We start from the raw sequence: 13,235 nt of genomic DNA, 5'->3' as shown, positions 1-13,235 counted from the left end.
TCCTTTCACATCCTGGACCCAGGTTACCCATGGGGGTATTTGATGTCCAGCCTGCCTATTGGTTACCCCGGATGGCGGACTCGACCTCCTGCGCGGAGATCTCCTTGGTGCAGAAGAACCAATCCTCACACTCAACGCCGTCCACGTGCCCGTCCATGCGCTCTTGGGCAGTTCCGCAAGAGCCGGCGGGCGGCACGATGACCCGGTCGCCCGGGCGCCAGTCGGCCGGTGTCGCGACCGAGAAGTGGTCGGCTGTCTGCAGCGCCTGGATGACGCGCAACAACTCGTCGAAGTTGCGGCCCAGGCTCAGTGGGTAGTAGATGACGGCGCGGACAGTGCCAGTGGGGTCGATGACGAACACCGCGCGCACGGCCTTGGTCGAATCCTCGCCCGGCATGATCATCCCGTACTTGCGCGCGACCTCCATCGAGACGTCCTCGATCAGCGGGAAGGTGACCTCGACGTCCTTCATGTCGCGGTAGGAGATCTTGTCCTTGATGGTCCGCAGCCAGGCGATGTGGCTGTACAACCCGTCGACGGACAGGCCGACGAGTTCGGTGTGGTAGGCGGCGAACTGCTCCTGCATGGTGGCGAACGTCATGAACTCGCTGGTGCAGACCGGGGTGAAGTCGGCTGGGTGGGAGAACAAGATGACCCACTTGCCGGCGTAGTCGGCGGGGAAGTTGATTTCGCCCTGGGTGGTATGGGCGGTGAAGGCCGGGGCCGGATCACCGATGCGCGGCATGGTGGTCACGGCAGCGGGGGTTTCGATGGTGGTCACGTGGGTTCCTCTATCTTGGTCGGCGGCGAAATGGCGAGTCGGTGATGGTAGATCCGGGCTTGAACGCGGAATCGCCGTCGCAGGTGCATCGTTGGGCCGGGGGCACCGAGCGCATCACCTCGTCGACGTGTTGACCGCAGCCGGCCCAGCCCGTCTTTCCGCAGCGGGGGCACTTCTCGGGGTAGCACATTTCTTCGTCCCTCCTTGTAAATGCGATCAGGGCTTCGCCGCGGCGATCTTGGCGCGGACCTCGGCCATGTCGAGCGCCTTGACCCGGGTGATCAGGTCCTCGAGCGCGGCCGCGGGCAGGGCGCCCGGCTGGCGGTAGACGAGCACGCCGTCACGGAAGGCCATGACGGTCGGGATCGACTGGATCTCCAACGCCGCGGCCAGGTGCCCCTCCGCTTCGGTGTCGACCTTGGCGTGCACGACGTCGGGATGCGACTGCGCCGAGCGGTCGAAGACCGGGGCGAAGGATCGGCACGGTCCGCACCACGATGCCCAGAAGTCGACCAACACGATCGGGTTGTCGGTGATCGTGGATTCGAAGTCGGCTCCGGATAGGTTCTTGATTGTCATTGCAGTGTTCCTTCCTATTGGTCTTTGGTGGCGGCACAGTCGAATTTGCTAGGCAAGTCCCTTGAGCATCAGGTTCCAGTACATGTACGGGAGCCCGTACTTCTTGAGGTACCAGTACGCCCGGTGCGGCTTCGTCGGGTCGAGCACCGGGAACGAGGGTTCGAGGTTCAGGTCGTAGTCGAACTCGGCGAGCAGCATCGCGTGCGACGAGGTGACGATCGGGCACGACGAGTAACCGTCGTACGACGCCCGCAGCGGCTGGTTCTTCAGGAACGAATCGACGTTGTCGACGACGACTGGTGCCTGCTTACGAATTGCGGCGCCCGTCTTCGAGTTCGGCGACGAGCCTGCGTCACCGAGGCTGAACACGTTGGCGTAGCGCGCGTGCTGCATGGTGTGCTTGTCGATCTCCACGTAGCCGGCCGCGTCCCCCGTCGACAGCGGGCTGGTTTTGATCCAGTCCGGCGCTGACTGCCGCGGGACGGCGTGCAACACGTCGTAGGGCAGCATCGTGTCGGTGCCGCCGGAGCCGACGCTGGTGATGCCGACCTTGTGCGAAGATGCGTCGACGGAGGTCAGCTCGGAGCTGCTGTGCAGATGGATCCCGTAGTCGGCGATGACCGCATCGAGGCTGTCGGCGATCGCGGGGATGCCGAAGGGCCGCGGTCCCGGCATGACCAGGTGGACGTCGATGTCCTTGAGCACGCCTTGTTTTCGCCAGTAGTCAGCAGCCAGGTACGCGATCTTCTGCGGGGCGCCCGCGCACTTGATCGCCCCGGAGGGAACCGTGAAAACTGCGGTGCCCGACCTCAGGGTGCGGATGAAGTCCCAGGTGCGCGGCGCGAGGTCGAACCTGTAGTTCGACGACACGCCGTCGCGGCCCAGGGCCTCGTCCAGTCCTTCGGTGGCCTTCCAGTCGAGCTGAATGCCGGGACAGACCACGAGCACGTCGTAGCCGTAGGTGGCTCCGTCCGCACACGTGACCGTGTTGTTCTCTGGATCAAAGGCGTTGGTGGCCTTCTTGATCCATGTCGCGCCCTTCGGCATGACCGAGGATTCGGCACGCTCGGTGGTCGAGGCCTTCGCCTGCCCGCCGCCCACCAGGGTCCACAGCGGCTGGTAGTAGTGCGTGCTCGACGGCTCGATCACCGCGACGTCGCGGTAACCCTTGCGCAACAAGCGGGCCGCGACGGTGATGCCCGCTGTCCCGCCGCCGACGATCAGGATCTGGTGCTTGGCGGTGGTGTTCATGATGCTCGTCTCCTTGGTTGCTCAGGCGTTCTGGTGGGATTCGTCCCAGGCGCCGAACCCGCCCAGGATGTCGCTGACGTCAGTGAAGCCGTTGTGCCGCAGCAGGCTCGCCGCGACCGAGGACCGGTAGCCGCCTGCGCAATACACGACGGTCGGCTTGGTGGCGTCGAGCTCGCCCAGCCGAGCAGGCAACTGGCCCACCGGGATCGGGATCGCGCTCGGGATCGCGCCTGCCTCGACCTCGCCCGGGTTGCGGACGTCGACGATCTGCAGATCGGTGAGCTCGGATGCCCGCTCGTCGAACGCCTTCGCGGTCAGCCGAGAGGCCACCTGGACGTCGTCCTGGTGGGAGAACATCACCTCGAACGGGTCGGCCAGGTAGCCGATTACCCGGTCGAACCCGATCCGGGCGAGCCGGTTCTTGCCTTCGAGCTCCTGGCCTGGTTCGGTGAACAGAACGATGTCGACATCGGACGGCAGAACCGATCCGGCGAATTCCGCGTAACGGCCTTCGAGTCCGATGTTGATCGCGCCACGTAAGTGGCCTAGGGCGAACTCTTCGGGGGTCCGCCCGTCAACCAGGACGGCGCCGTCGTCGATCGCGTTGCGGACCTGCTCATATGTCATCGCCGCCGGCATCTTGGTTTCATCGAGCAGTTCGCGGTCCTTGCGGTTGAGGATCGCGTCATAGACGAAGTAGCCCGGCGCGGGCGGCTGACCCTCGGTGACGAGGTTCATGAAGGTTGCCTTGTCGGGAGCCCGCAGAGCGTAATTCGTCGCCTTCTGATCGCCCATCGTCGACCACAGGTCGGTCGAGAGATTCTTGCCGCACGCCGAGCCCGCGCCGTGTGCGGGATACACCCGGGTGGCGTCAGGCAGCGTCATCAACTTGTTGTGCAGCGAGTCGTAGAGCTTGTCCGCCAGTTCCTCGCGGGTGAAGCCGATCGAGGCCAGCAGGTCCGGTCGGCCGACGTCGCCGATGAAGAGGGCGTCGCCGGTGAGGACGCCGTACGGGATCTGGTCGTCGGCGTGCTCGTAGACCACGATCGACAACGACTCCGGCGTGTGGCCAGGGGTGTGCCGGAACTCCAGTGTGACGTCACCGAGCGAATAGCGTTCACCGTCGGCGACCCCCATTGACTCGAACTCGGTTTCGGCGACCGAGGAGAACACGATCTTCGCGCCTGCCGCCTTGGCCAACTCGAGGTGGCCGGACAGGAAGTCGGCGTGGAAGTGGGTCTCGATGACGAGTTCGATCGTGACACCCAGTTCCTTGGCGTCGGCCAAGTACTCGGCGATGTCGCGTTGCGGGTCGACGACGACTGCGCGGCCTGTTGTTTCGTCGGCCACCAGATATGAGGCGTGGGACAGACAATCCAGGTAGTACTGGACGAATTTCATGGCGCGAGTCCTTTCGTTCCGTTGCGGGTAGAGCCATCCTGGCATATACCCCTATGGGTATGTCAAGTACCCTAGGGGGTATCTTATTCCTTGCTTGACAATACCCATGGGGGTATGTCTAACATGATGGTAAATATACCCCTGGCGGTATCAAGGGCCCTAGAGGCTTTGGTCACCGCCGGCTAGCCGGAAGGACGCTGAACACCATGACCGCTCCCACCACCATCGATTCGCAGGACCTCAGCGAGCGCCTCACTTCGGCTGCGCCGCCGCGAGTTCTCGATGTCCGAACCCCGGGCGAGTTCGAGACCGCGCACATCGCAGGCGCCTACAACGTTCCGCTGGACCTGCTGCGCGAACACCGCGACGAGATCATCAGGCACCTCGACGAAGATGTAGTGCTGGTATGTCGCTCCGGTCAACGCGCCGCACAGGCCGAAGAGACCCTGCGCACAGCCGGCCTCGACAACGTCCACATCCTCGACGGCGGCATCACCGCCTGGGAAGCAAAGGGTTTCGCGGTCAACCGCGGCGCGCAGCGCTGGGACCTCGAGCGCCAGGTGCGCCTTGTCGCCGGCTCTGTCGTGCTGACAAGCGTCCTCGGCAGCATTGCCGCGCCGAAGCTCAAGTGGCTGGCAGCCGGCGTCGGCGGCGGGCTCGCCTTCGCGGCGCTGTCCAACACCTGCGCTATGGGCATGCTGCTGTCGAAGCTGCCCTACAACCGCGGAGCCACCTGTGACGCCCAGACCGTCGTGGCGCAGCTCGTCGGGTCACCCGACCGGAAGGTCGGGTAGTCGACATGATCGCCTTGACGGTTTCGCTCGCGGTCTTCGTCGGGATCGCACTGGGTCTGCTCGGCGGTGGCGGCTCGATCCTGACCGTCCCGCTGCTCGCCTACGTCGCGGGCATGGACGCCAAACAGGCCATCGCAACGTCGTTGTTGGTGGTCGGCGTCACCAGTGCGGTCGGCGCCGTCTCGCACGCGCGCGCCGGCCGCGTCCAATGGCGAACGGGCCTGATATTCGGGGCCGCGGGGATGGCCGGCGCCTACCTGGGCGGCGTCCTGGCCCGGTTCATTCCGGGCTCAGTGCTACTCATCGGGTTCGCGGTGATGATGATCGCCACCGCCGTCGCCATGCTTCGCGGACGGAAGAATATCGCGGAATCCGATGGCCCGCGTCGCATTCCAGTCGTCAAGGTCGTTGCGGAAGGCCTCGGCGTCGGGTTGGTGACAGGGCTCGTCGGCGCAGGCGGCGGATTTCTTGTCGTCCCGGCCCTGGCGCTCCTCGGAGGCTTGCCGATGCCCATCGCCGTGGGCACCTCGTTGGTTGTGATCGCGATGAAGTCCTTCGCAGGACTGGGCGGATATCTGTCGAGCGTCCAGATCGACTGGACGGTGGCGCTAATGGTCACCGCCGCAGCAGTGGTCGGTGCGCTGATCGGCGCACGACTGACGGCAATGGTCAATCCCGATGCGTTACGCAAGGTATTCGGCTGGTTCGTCTTGGCGATGTCCTCGGTCATCCTGGCCCAAGAGATCCACCCCGCTGTGGGTATCGGCGCCGCGGCATGTACGGCCGTCGCCGGTGCGCTGTACCTCGCATGCGCCCGACAGGATTTCTGTCCACTGCGCCGACTCGTCGGCCGGAGCCGGATAGGGCTGGCGACAGGCTGACGCGCGACCAGCTGGGGTATACCCCGGAGGGTACGATGGAATGAACCGATTCACGCGAATGAAAGGGCACTTCAATGGTGGGTGATCAAGACAGCATCGCCGCAGTGCTTAACAGGCTCCGGCGCGCCCAAGGGCAACTGGCCGGGGTAATCGCGATGATCGAGGACGGCCGCGAATGCAAAGACGTGGTCACGCAGCTGGCCGCGGTGTCCAAGGCCCTCGACCGTGCAGGGTTCAAAATCGTTGCCACCGGCCTGCGTGAATGCGTCACCGGGTCTACCGCCGATGGCGATCCGCCCATGAGCGAGGCAGAACTCGAGAAGCTCTTCCTGGCACTGGCCTGACGCGCCATTCAGGGTGGTCGCCGAGTGTGGGGGTTGCGGTTACCAGTGGCCGAGTGGCTCGGACTGAACCCCCACACTCGGCGGGTCTCATGTCGCCGCCAGTGCGGCTTCGTGCCTCACAGGATGTAGAGCATCTCCTGATACGTCGGCAACGGCCAGAGATCGTCGGCTACAACGCCTTCGAGCGTGTCGGCAGCGGCGCGAACCGCGTCCATCTTCGGCAAGAGGCTCTGCGCATGAGCGGCTTCCTCGGCGGCGGAGTCTCCCCCATGCTCGGCCAGTCCCGCTTTCAACGCTGCCAGCGCCGCCGTCAGCTCCGAGATCGGAGTGCTGACGTCCTGAAGCAGGGTCAAGTCCGGCTCGACACCTGCCGCCTTGAGCGCAGCGACGTTCTGCGCCAGCTCGGTTTGGTAACGCACGGCCGCAGGCAGAATCACCGTCGACCCCAGTTCCAGCGCGAGTTTGGCCTCCACACCGATGGTCAGTGCGTACATCTCGAGGCGGACCTCGTAGCGGCTGTGTAGCTCGCGCTCGTTGAACACGGAGTACTTCTCGAACAGCTCGATGGACTCCGGCTTGATCAGCTCTGGCAGTGCGTCCAGGGTGGTCTTCAGGTTCGGCAGTCCCCGTTCGGCGGCCTCGATCTGCCAGTTCTCGGAATAGCCGTCACCGTTGAACACCACGGCACCGTGCTCGGTGATGATGTCGGTCAGCAGCTTCTGGACTGCCTCGTCGAAGTCCTCGCCCTCCGCTACGGCCTTCTCCAGGATGGTCGCCATGTAGTCGAGCGACTCAGCCATGATCGTGTTCAGCATCATCATCGGCACCGCCACCGTCTGACCCGATCCCGGCGCGCGGAACTCGAATCGATTGCCGGTGAAGGCAAACGGACTGGTGCGGTTTCGGTCACCCGCGTCGGTCGGCAACACCGGCAGCGTGTCACAGCCGATGATCATGCTGCCCTTGCCCTTTGACGACGTCGCCGCACCCTTGGCGATCTGCTCGAACACGTCGGCCAGCTGATCGCCCAGGAAGATCGAGATGATGGCCGGTGGTGCCTCGTTGGCACCGAGACGGTGGTCGTTGGTGGCCGACGCCACCGACACCCGAAGCAGGCCAGCGTATTTGTGGACAGCGCGGATCACCGCGGCGCAGAAGACCAGGAACTGTGCGTTCTCGTGGGGGGTATCGCCGGGCACGAGCAGCGAGCCCAAGTCGGCGTTGCCCAGCGAGAAGTTCACGTGCTTACCCGACCCGTTGACGCCGGCGAACGGCTTCTCGTGGAACAGGCACTCCATGCCGTGCTTCTTGGCGATCGTCTTGAAGACGGTCATCAACAGCTGTTGGTGGTCCGAGGCGACGTTGCCGCGCTCGAACATCGGGGCGATCTCGAATTGTCCTGGCGCAACCTCGTTGTGGCGGGTCTTGGCGGGGATACCGAGCTTGAACAGTTCACGCTCGGTGTCCATCATGAAGCCGAGCACCCGCTCCGGCACCGCACCGAAGTAGTGGTCGTCGAACTCCTGACCCTTCGGCGGCTTCGCACCGAACAGCGTGCGGCCCGCGTTGACGAGGTCGGGTCGAGCCAAGAAGAAGTGCCTGTCGACCAGGAAGTACTCCTGCTCCGGCCCGCAGAACGCGACTATCTTCGCCACATTGTCGTGGCCGAACAGCTTCAGGATCCGCTCGGCGTGGGTGCCCATCGCCTGCTGGCTGCGCAGCAGCGGAGTCTTGTAGTCCAGCGCCTCGCCGGTCATCGACACGAAAACCGTTGGGATACAAAGCGTGTTGCCGTTCGGGTTCTCCAGGATGTAGGCCGGGCTCGTGACGTCCCAACCCGTATAGCCGCGGGCCTCGAACGTGCTGCGCAGGCCGCCGGATGGAAAGCTGGAAGCATCCGGCTCGCCCTGGATCAGCGTCTTACCCGCGAACTCTGCAAGTGTCTGGCCGTCGGAAACGGGCTCGAGGAAACTGTCGTGTTTCTCGGCGGTGAGCCCGGTCATCGGATAGAAGACGTGGGCGTAGTGGGTGGCGCCCTTGGACAGTGCCCAGTCCTTCATCGCGGACGCGACCGAGTCCGCGACCGCCGGATCCAGCTTCGCGCCCTTCTCGATGGTGGCGACCACGGATTTGTACACCGACTTGGGCAACCGCAGCCGCATCTCGGCCATGGTGAAGACGTTGGAGCCGAAGATCGAGCCAGGCTCCTCACCCGGTACAAAGCTGATGGCTGGAGGCACGTACGCCTCGACGTTGTTGATCGCCTGCAGACGCACTGCATTTCCGCTCACTGAAAACTTCCTATCGCTCTTGCCCGCACCCTCTGCGGACCGTGACCGGCCCACAGTAGGAACGTCGCGTTCCGGGACTGTTACGCCGCCGTCAACGACAGAATTTGTTTGCTCGGGCCGTTTCGGACGATTCGGCGCGCAAATTCACTCAAACCCGTTGCGTCACTTTGGTTTCAGTTGTCACAGCGCGGTCGGACTTGTCGGTGGTCGAATGTATGTTCGACTCATGTTGGCGACTCGGGTTCAGGTGGCGATGGCCGCGCTGCGGTCCGCGCACGACTCGCTGGCCGCGTGCGATCTGGACATGCTGACCGACCGTGAACTGCTCGACGTGCTGGATGGGTTGGAGCAGTTGACCTGTCAGCTGCCCGCGCAGTGGCATCGGGGGTTGGCCCGGCTCCAAGCCGAAACCACCCCCAAGGAGCTGGGCGCCAAAAACTGGAAAGACGTCCTGACGATCCGGTGGCGGATCTCGGCGACCGACGCCCACCGCCGCCTGGCCGAAGCTGCCGAGTTGGGCCCACGGCGTGCGCTGACCGGCCAACCGCTGGCGCCGGTGCTGGCCGCCACCGCCGCCGCCCAAGCGCGCGGGTTGATCAACGGTGAACATATCGACAAGATCCGCGACGCCATGGGCCGCCTGCCCGGCTGGGTCGACGCACCGACCCGCGAGCAGATCGAAACCGACCTGGTGCGCATCGCCGCCGGGGTCGGGCCCACCGAGCTGAAGAAAGCCGCCGACATGATGCTGTTCCTCTTGGATCAGGACGGCCCGGAACCCGATGACACCGAACGCCAGCGCAAGCGCGGCCTGACCGCCGGTCCGCAGGGCCGCGACGGGATGGTCGCCATCAAAGGCGACCTGACCCCCGAAGCATGGGCGGTCCTGGAACCCATCTTCGCCAAGTGGGCCGCACCGGGGATGTGCAATCCTGACGACGAGAACCCCTGCATCTCAGGCACCCCGTCCCAGGAACAGATCGACACCGATCAGCGCAGCCTGGCCCAGCGCCAGCACGACGCGCTGATCGCGGTCGGGCGCCACGCCCTGGAGTCCGGTGTGCTTGGCCAGCACAACGGGTTGCCGACCTCGATCATCATCCGCACCACCCTGCAAGACCTCGAAAGCCGCGCCGGAATCGGTGTCACCGGCGGCGGCACGATCATCCCGATCACCGACGTCATCCGGATCGCTGCGCATGCGAACCATTACCTGGCGGTGTTCGATAACGCCACCGGGTCAGCACTGGACTTGTTTCGTGCCCGCCGCACCGCGTCCCCGGCGCAGCGGATCATGCTCATCGCCCGCGACGGGGGCTGCACCAAACCCGGCTGCACCGTTCCCGCCTACGGCAGCCAAGTCCACCACGCGGCCTGCGACTGGGCCGATGACGGCCAGACCAACATCGACGACCTCGCCCTGGCCTGCGGCCCTGACAATCGCCTCGTCGACAACAACGCCGGCTGGACCACCACCATCAACGAGCGCGGCGACGCCGAATGGCACCCACCACCCGACCTCGACACCGGCCAAGCGCGGGTGAACCACTACCACCGCCCCGAACGCCTCCTCCGCCCACCACACGAGCCGGACGGAAACCCCGAGCGCGGACCCTAGGCCACTGTGGACGAGGCACCGCATACACCCGAGGTTGCATGGGTAGCCAGGAGCGAAGACACCACGACCTAGGCTGGATTTATGCGGTTAGGCAGACGACGCGACGTCACCCGCGACTTCGATGCGAGTTACCACGAGCATGCGGTCGTCGCAACCGGCCCCGAGCGGGAGGCCGCCGGAGTCAAGGCCGTCATGGTGTCACTGCAACGCGGCCTCAAGTCGATGGGAGTTTGGCGCACAGGCGCGTCACTGGTCCGACTCAACCAACGCCACGGCTTCGACTGCCCCGGCTGCGCATGGCCCGAGGAGCATGGTGGCCGCAAGTTCGCCGAGTTCTGCGAGAACGGTGCGAAGGCCGTCGCCGAAGAGGCGACCAAGCGCGTCGTCACCCCGGACTTCTTCGCGCGGCACTCAATCTCCGACCTCGACGGTCGACCGGAGTACTGGCTCTCGCAGCAGGGCCGACTCACCCACCCGATGGTGCTGCGCCCCGGGGACGACCACTACCGCGCCATCGAATGGGACGAGGCCTACCGCCTGATCGCTGACGAGTTGCGCGACCTCGATCACCCGGACGAAGCCGTCTTCTATACCTCTGGGCGCACCAGCAACGAGGCGGCGTTTCTCTACCAGCTGATGGTCCGCAGCTTCGGCACGAACAACCTGCCCGACTGCTCCAACATGTGTCACGAATCGTCGGGCGCGGCATTGGTCGAAGCCATCGGCGTGGGCAAGGGCTCGGTCACCGTCGAAGACGTCGCCAACGCTGACTTGATCGTGATCGCGGGTCAGAATCCCGGCACCAACCATCCCCGCATGCTGTCGGTGCTGGAAAAGGCGAAAGCCAACGGCGCGAAAATCATTGCGATCAATCCGCTACCAGAGGCCGGGCTGATCCGATTCAAGGACCCGCAGAAGGTGCACGGCGTCGTGGGCCACGGCGTGCCCATCGCCGACGAGTTCGTGCAGATCCGCCTCGGCGGGGACATGGCGCTTTTTGCGGGGCTGGGCCGCCTGCTACTGGAGGCCCAGGACGAGGCCGGTCCGCGCGCTCAGATCATCGACCGCGGTTTCATCGAGCAGCACTGCGCGAACTTTGCCGCGTACGAAGCCCAGACGCGGGCCGTCGACCTCGACACCGTGCTGGAGGCGACCGGGATCGAGCGCGCCCAACTCGAGAAGGTCGCGCAAATGATGATCGACTCCGAACGCATCATCGCGTGTTGGGCCATGGGACTGACCCAGCACAAGCACGCTGTTCCGATGATTTCGGAGATCACCAACGTGCTGCTGATGCGCGGCATGATCGGTAAGCCCGGCGCCGGATTGTGCCCCGTGCGTGGACATTCCAACGTGCAGGGCGACCGAACGATGGGCATTTGGGAGAAGATGCCCGAGAATTTTCTGGTCGCGCTCGACAAGCACTTCGGTATCGTCAGCCCGCGCAAGCACGGCGTCGACACCGTCGATGCGATCCGCGCTATGCGCGACGGGCACGCGAAAGTCTTCATGGGGATGGGCGGTAACTTCGCGACGGCGACTCCCGACACCGCCGTCACCGAGGCCGCACTGCGCAACTGCTCACTTACCGTCCAGGTTTCGACGAAGCTCAACCGCAGCCACGTGGTGCACGGCCGCTCGGCGTTGATCCTGCCGTCACTCGGCCGCACCGACCGCGACATCCAAAGCGGCGTCAAACAGCAAGTGTCCGTCGAGGATTCGATGTCGATGGTGCACCTGTCGCGCGGCAGCCTGAACCCGCCGTCCGATCACGTCCGCAGCGAGGTCGCGATCATCTGCCAACTGGCGCGGACACTGCTCGGACCCGACCACCCCGTGCCGTGGGAAGTGTTCAACGACGACTACGACACCATCCGCGGCGCGATCGCCGCCGTGGTGCCCGGATGTGAGGACTACAACCACAAGGTGCGCGCACCCGATGGCTTCCAGTTGCCGCACGGGCCTCGTGATTCACGCATATTCCCCACGAGCACAGGCAAAGCCAACTTCGCCGTGAATCCGCTGCAGTGGGTGCCGGTTCCCGAAGGCAGGCTGATTCTGCAGACTCTGCGCAGCCACGACCAGTACAACACCACGATCTACGGCCTTGACGATCGCTACCGAGGCGTGAAGGGCGGCCGCCGAGTCGTGTTCGTCAACAAGGCGGACATCGATCGGTTCGGACTCCGCGAAGGTGACCGGGTCGACCTCGTGTCGGAATTCCCCGGGGGCGACGGCGAACTCCAGGAACGCCGCGCCAAGGACTTCATGGTGGTGGCGTACGAGACCCCAGTGGGTAATGCCGCCGCCTACTATCCGGAGACCAACGCCTTGGTTCCGCTCGATCACGTTGCCGAGAAGTCGAATACACCGGTGTCCAAGGCCGTGGTGATCCGGCTGGAGCGCTCCGCCGGCGTCCGCGCCGAAGATCGGGTGGTCAGCTAGTGGGCCGCGTGACAGCGCGCCGCCGCGTCCAGCACGTCACCGCCGGCGACAGCGTCGCGCGGCCCGACACCCTGGTGGTCGAGGAGCCGCTCGAGATCCGGATCGATGGCAAACCGCTGACGGTCACGATGCGGACCCCTGGATCGGATGTCGAACTCGCCCAAGGCTTCCTGCTCACCGAAGGTATCATCGCGCGCCGTGAGGATGTGTTGACGGTGCGCTACTGCAAGGGAGCAGGACCCGATCAAGTCAACACGTACAACGTGCTCGACGTGGCACTGGCGCAGGAGGTCCCGCCGCCTGACGTTGATATGACCCGGAACTTCTACGCGACCTCGTCGTGCGGCGTGTGCGGAAAAGCCTCACTGGAGGCGGTCCAAACAATCAGCAAACACGGCCCCGGCGACGACCCGACCACGGTTACCGCCGAAACACTTTCCGGCCTTCCCGACCGCTTGCGCGACGAACAGAAGGTGTTCGCCAGCACCGGCGGACTACACGGTGCGGCGCTGTTCGACGTCGACGGCACCACATTGGCGGTGCGCGAAGACATCGGCCGCCACAACGCCGTCGACAAGGTCATCGGTTGGGCACTGGAGAATGACCGGATACCCCTGAGCGCCACCGTCCTCCTGGTCAGCGGGCGCGCCTCCTTCGAACTCACCCAGAAAGCCGTGATGGCCGGCATCCCGGTGCTCGCCGCGGTGTCCGCGCCGTCGTCGCTGGCCGTCGACCTCGCCAGCCAGTCCGGTCTGACGCTCGTCGCGTTCCTGCGCGGTGACTCGATGAACGTCTACACCAGACCCGACCGCGTGACGCATTAGGCGCGCCCTCACGGCCGCGAAAGCCT

12 protein-coding genes are annotated in these 13,235 nt (G+C 65.0%); 6 read left to right on the top strand and 6 right to left on the bottom strand.

What is annotated here, in order from left to right; translation table 11 throughout:
- Positions 1-55 precede the first annotated feature (55 nt).
- From G6N36_RS29090 to G6N36_RS29070, 5 genes are read right to left on the bottom strand one after another with little or no spacing between them, the layout of a single operon-like run.
- A complete protein-coding gene (locus G6N36_RS29090) occupies positions 56-745 on the bottom strand; it encodes a peroxiredoxin (RefSeq protein ID WP_163690974.1) in 690 nt (229 codons plus the stop codon).
- A 46-nt stretch (positions 746-791) separates the two neighbouring features.
- Positions 792-971 carry a DUF8730 family Cys-rich protein gene (locus G6N36_RS30045; RefSeq protein ID WP_163690238.1) on the bottom strand — a complete coding sequence of 60 codons (180 nt, stop codon included), beginning with the start codon at positions 969-971 and terminating at the stop codon, positions 792-794.
- A 26-nt stretch (positions 972-997) separates the two neighbouring features.
- Complete coding sequence (trxA, locus tag G6N36_RS29080) at positions 998-1,360, bottom strand: thioredoxin (RefSeq protein ID WP_163690237.1); 363 nt, start codon at positions 1,358-1,360, stop codon at positions 998-1,000.
- A 48-nt stretch (positions 1,361-1,408) separates the two neighbouring features.
- Positions 1,409-2,611: an NAD(P)/FAD-dependent oxidoreductase gene (locus tag G6N36_RS29075; RefSeq protein WP_163690236.1), complete on the bottom strand. Its 1,203-nt coding sequence runs from the start codon at positions 2,609-2,611 to the stop codon at positions 1,409-1,411.
- A 21-nt stretch (positions 2,612-2,632) separates the two neighbouring features.
- Entirely contained in the window at positions 2,633-4,012 is a 1,380-nt protein-coding gene (locus tag G6N36_RS29070; protein WP_163690235.1) for an MBL fold metallo-hydrolase, read from the bottom strand.
- Between the two features lie 206 nt (positions 4,013-4,218).
- Between G6N36_RS29070 and G6N36_RS29065 the strand changes: the two genes are divergently transcribed.
- The 3 genes from G6N36_RS29065 to G6N36_RS29055 all read left to right on the top strand — a co-directional run bounded on the left by G6N36_RS29065 (position 4,219) and on the right by G6N36_RS29055 (position 6,031).
- Positions 4,219-4,806, top strand: a complete 588-nt coding sequence (locus tag G6N36_RS29065) for a rhodanese-like domain-containing protein (protein ID WP_163690234.1) — start codon at positions 4,219-4,221, stop codon at positions 4,804-4,806.
- Between the two features lie 5 nt (positions 4,807-4,811).
- A complete protein-coding gene (locus G6N36_RS29060) occupies positions 4,812-5,687 on the top strand; it encodes a sulfite exporter TauE/SafE family protein (protein WP_163690233.1) in 876 nt (291 codons plus the stop codon).
- A gap of 74 nt (positions 5,688-5,761) precedes the next feature.
- Positions 5,762-6,031, top strand: a complete 270-nt coding sequence (locus G6N36_RS29055) for a metal-sensitive transcriptional regulator (protein WP_083125148.1) — start codon at positions 5,762-5,764, stop codon at positions 6,029-6,031.
- A 116-nt stretch (positions 6,032-6,147) separates the two neighbouring features.
- Here the strand turns inward: G6N36_RS29055 and G6N36_RS29050 are convergent, their stop codons facing one another.
- On the bottom strand, positions 6,148-8,322 hold the full coding sequence (locus tag G6N36_RS29050; RefSeq protein WP_163690232.1) for a glutamine synthetase III family protein: 2,175 nt from the start codon (positions 8,320-8,322) through the stop codon (positions 6,148-6,150).
- 211 nt (positions 8,323-8,533) lie between these two features.
- Between G6N36_RS29050 and G6N36_RS29045 the strand changes: the two genes are divergently transcribed.
- From G6N36_RS29045 to fdhD, 3 genes are all read left to right on the top strand, one after another.
- Positions 8,534-9,940: an HNH endonuclease signature motif containing protein gene (locus G6N36_RS29045; protein WP_163690231.1), complete on the top strand. Its 1,407-nt coding sequence runs from the start codon at positions 8,534-8,536 to the stop codon at positions 9,938-9,940.
- 81 nt (positions 9,941-10,021) lie between these two features.
- The gene (locus G6N36_RS29040; RefSeq protein ID WP_163690230.1) at positions 10,022-12,385 is read left to right on the top strand and encodes an FdhF/YdeP family oxidoreductase; all 2,364 of its coding nucleotides are present in this window, start codon (positions 10,022-10,024) and stop codon (positions 12,383-12,385) included.
- The gene (gene fdhD / locus G6N36_RS29035; RefSeq protein WP_163690229.1) at positions 12,385-13,209 is read left to right on the top strand and encodes a formate dehydrogenase accessory sulfurtransferase FdhD; all 825 of its coding nucleotides are present in this window, start codon (positions 12,385-12,387) and stop codon (positions 13,207-13,209) included. Before G6N36_RS29040 ends, fdhD begins: the two co-directional genes overlap by 1 nt.
- Positions 13,210-13,235 lie beyond the last annotated feature (26 nt).

Source organism: Mycolicibacterium gadium, assembly GCF_010728925.1.
Classification (GTDB): domain Bacteria; phylum Actinomycetota; class Actinomycetes; order Mycobacteriales; family Mycobacteriaceae; genus Mycobacterium; species Mycobacterium gadium.
The sequence above is the reverse complement of the archived record's forward strand: the minus strand, read 5'-3'. Positions and strand labels throughout refer to the sequence as shown.

Coding starts and splice junctions, on each gene's coding strand:
- G6N36_RS29040 (WP_163690230.1), top strand. CDS start 10,022: ATGCGGTTAGGCAGACGACGCGACGTCACCCGCGACTTCGATGCGAGT.
- G6N36_RS29055 (WP_083125148.1), top strand. CDS start 5,762: ATGGTGGGTGATCAAGACAGCATCGCCGCAGTGCTTAACAGGCTCCGG.
- G6N36_RS29065 (WP_163690234.1), top strand. CDS start 4,219: ATGACCGCTCCCACCACCATCGATTCGCAGGACCTCAGCGAGCGCCTC.
- G6N36_RS30045 (WP_163690238.1), bottom strand. CDS start 971: ATGTGCTACCCCGAGAAGTGCCCCCGCTGCGGAAAGACGGGCTGGGCC.
- G6N36_RS29090 (WP_163690974.1), bottom strand. CDS start 745: ATGCCGCGCATCGGTGATCCGGCCCCGGCCTTCACCGCCCATACCACC.
- trxA (WP_163690237.1), bottom strand. CDS start 1,360: ATGACAATCAAGAACCTATCCGGAGCCGACTTCGAATCCACGATCACC.
- G6N36_RS29060 (WP_163690233.1), top strand. CDS start 4,812: ATGATCGCCTTGACGGTTTCGCTCGCGGTCTTCGTCGGGATCGCACTG.
- G6N36_RS29045 (WP_163690231.1), top strand. CDS start 8,534: ATGTATGTTCGACTCATGTTGGCGACTCGGGTTCAGGTGGCGATGGCC.
- G6N36_RS29075 (WP_163690236.1), bottom strand. CDS start 2,611: ATGAACACCACCGCCAAGCACCAGATCCTGATCGTCGGCGGCGGGACA.
- G6N36_RS29070 (WP_163690235.1), bottom strand. CDS start 4,012: ATGAAATTCGTCCAGTACTACCTGGATTGTCTGTCCCACGCCTCATAT.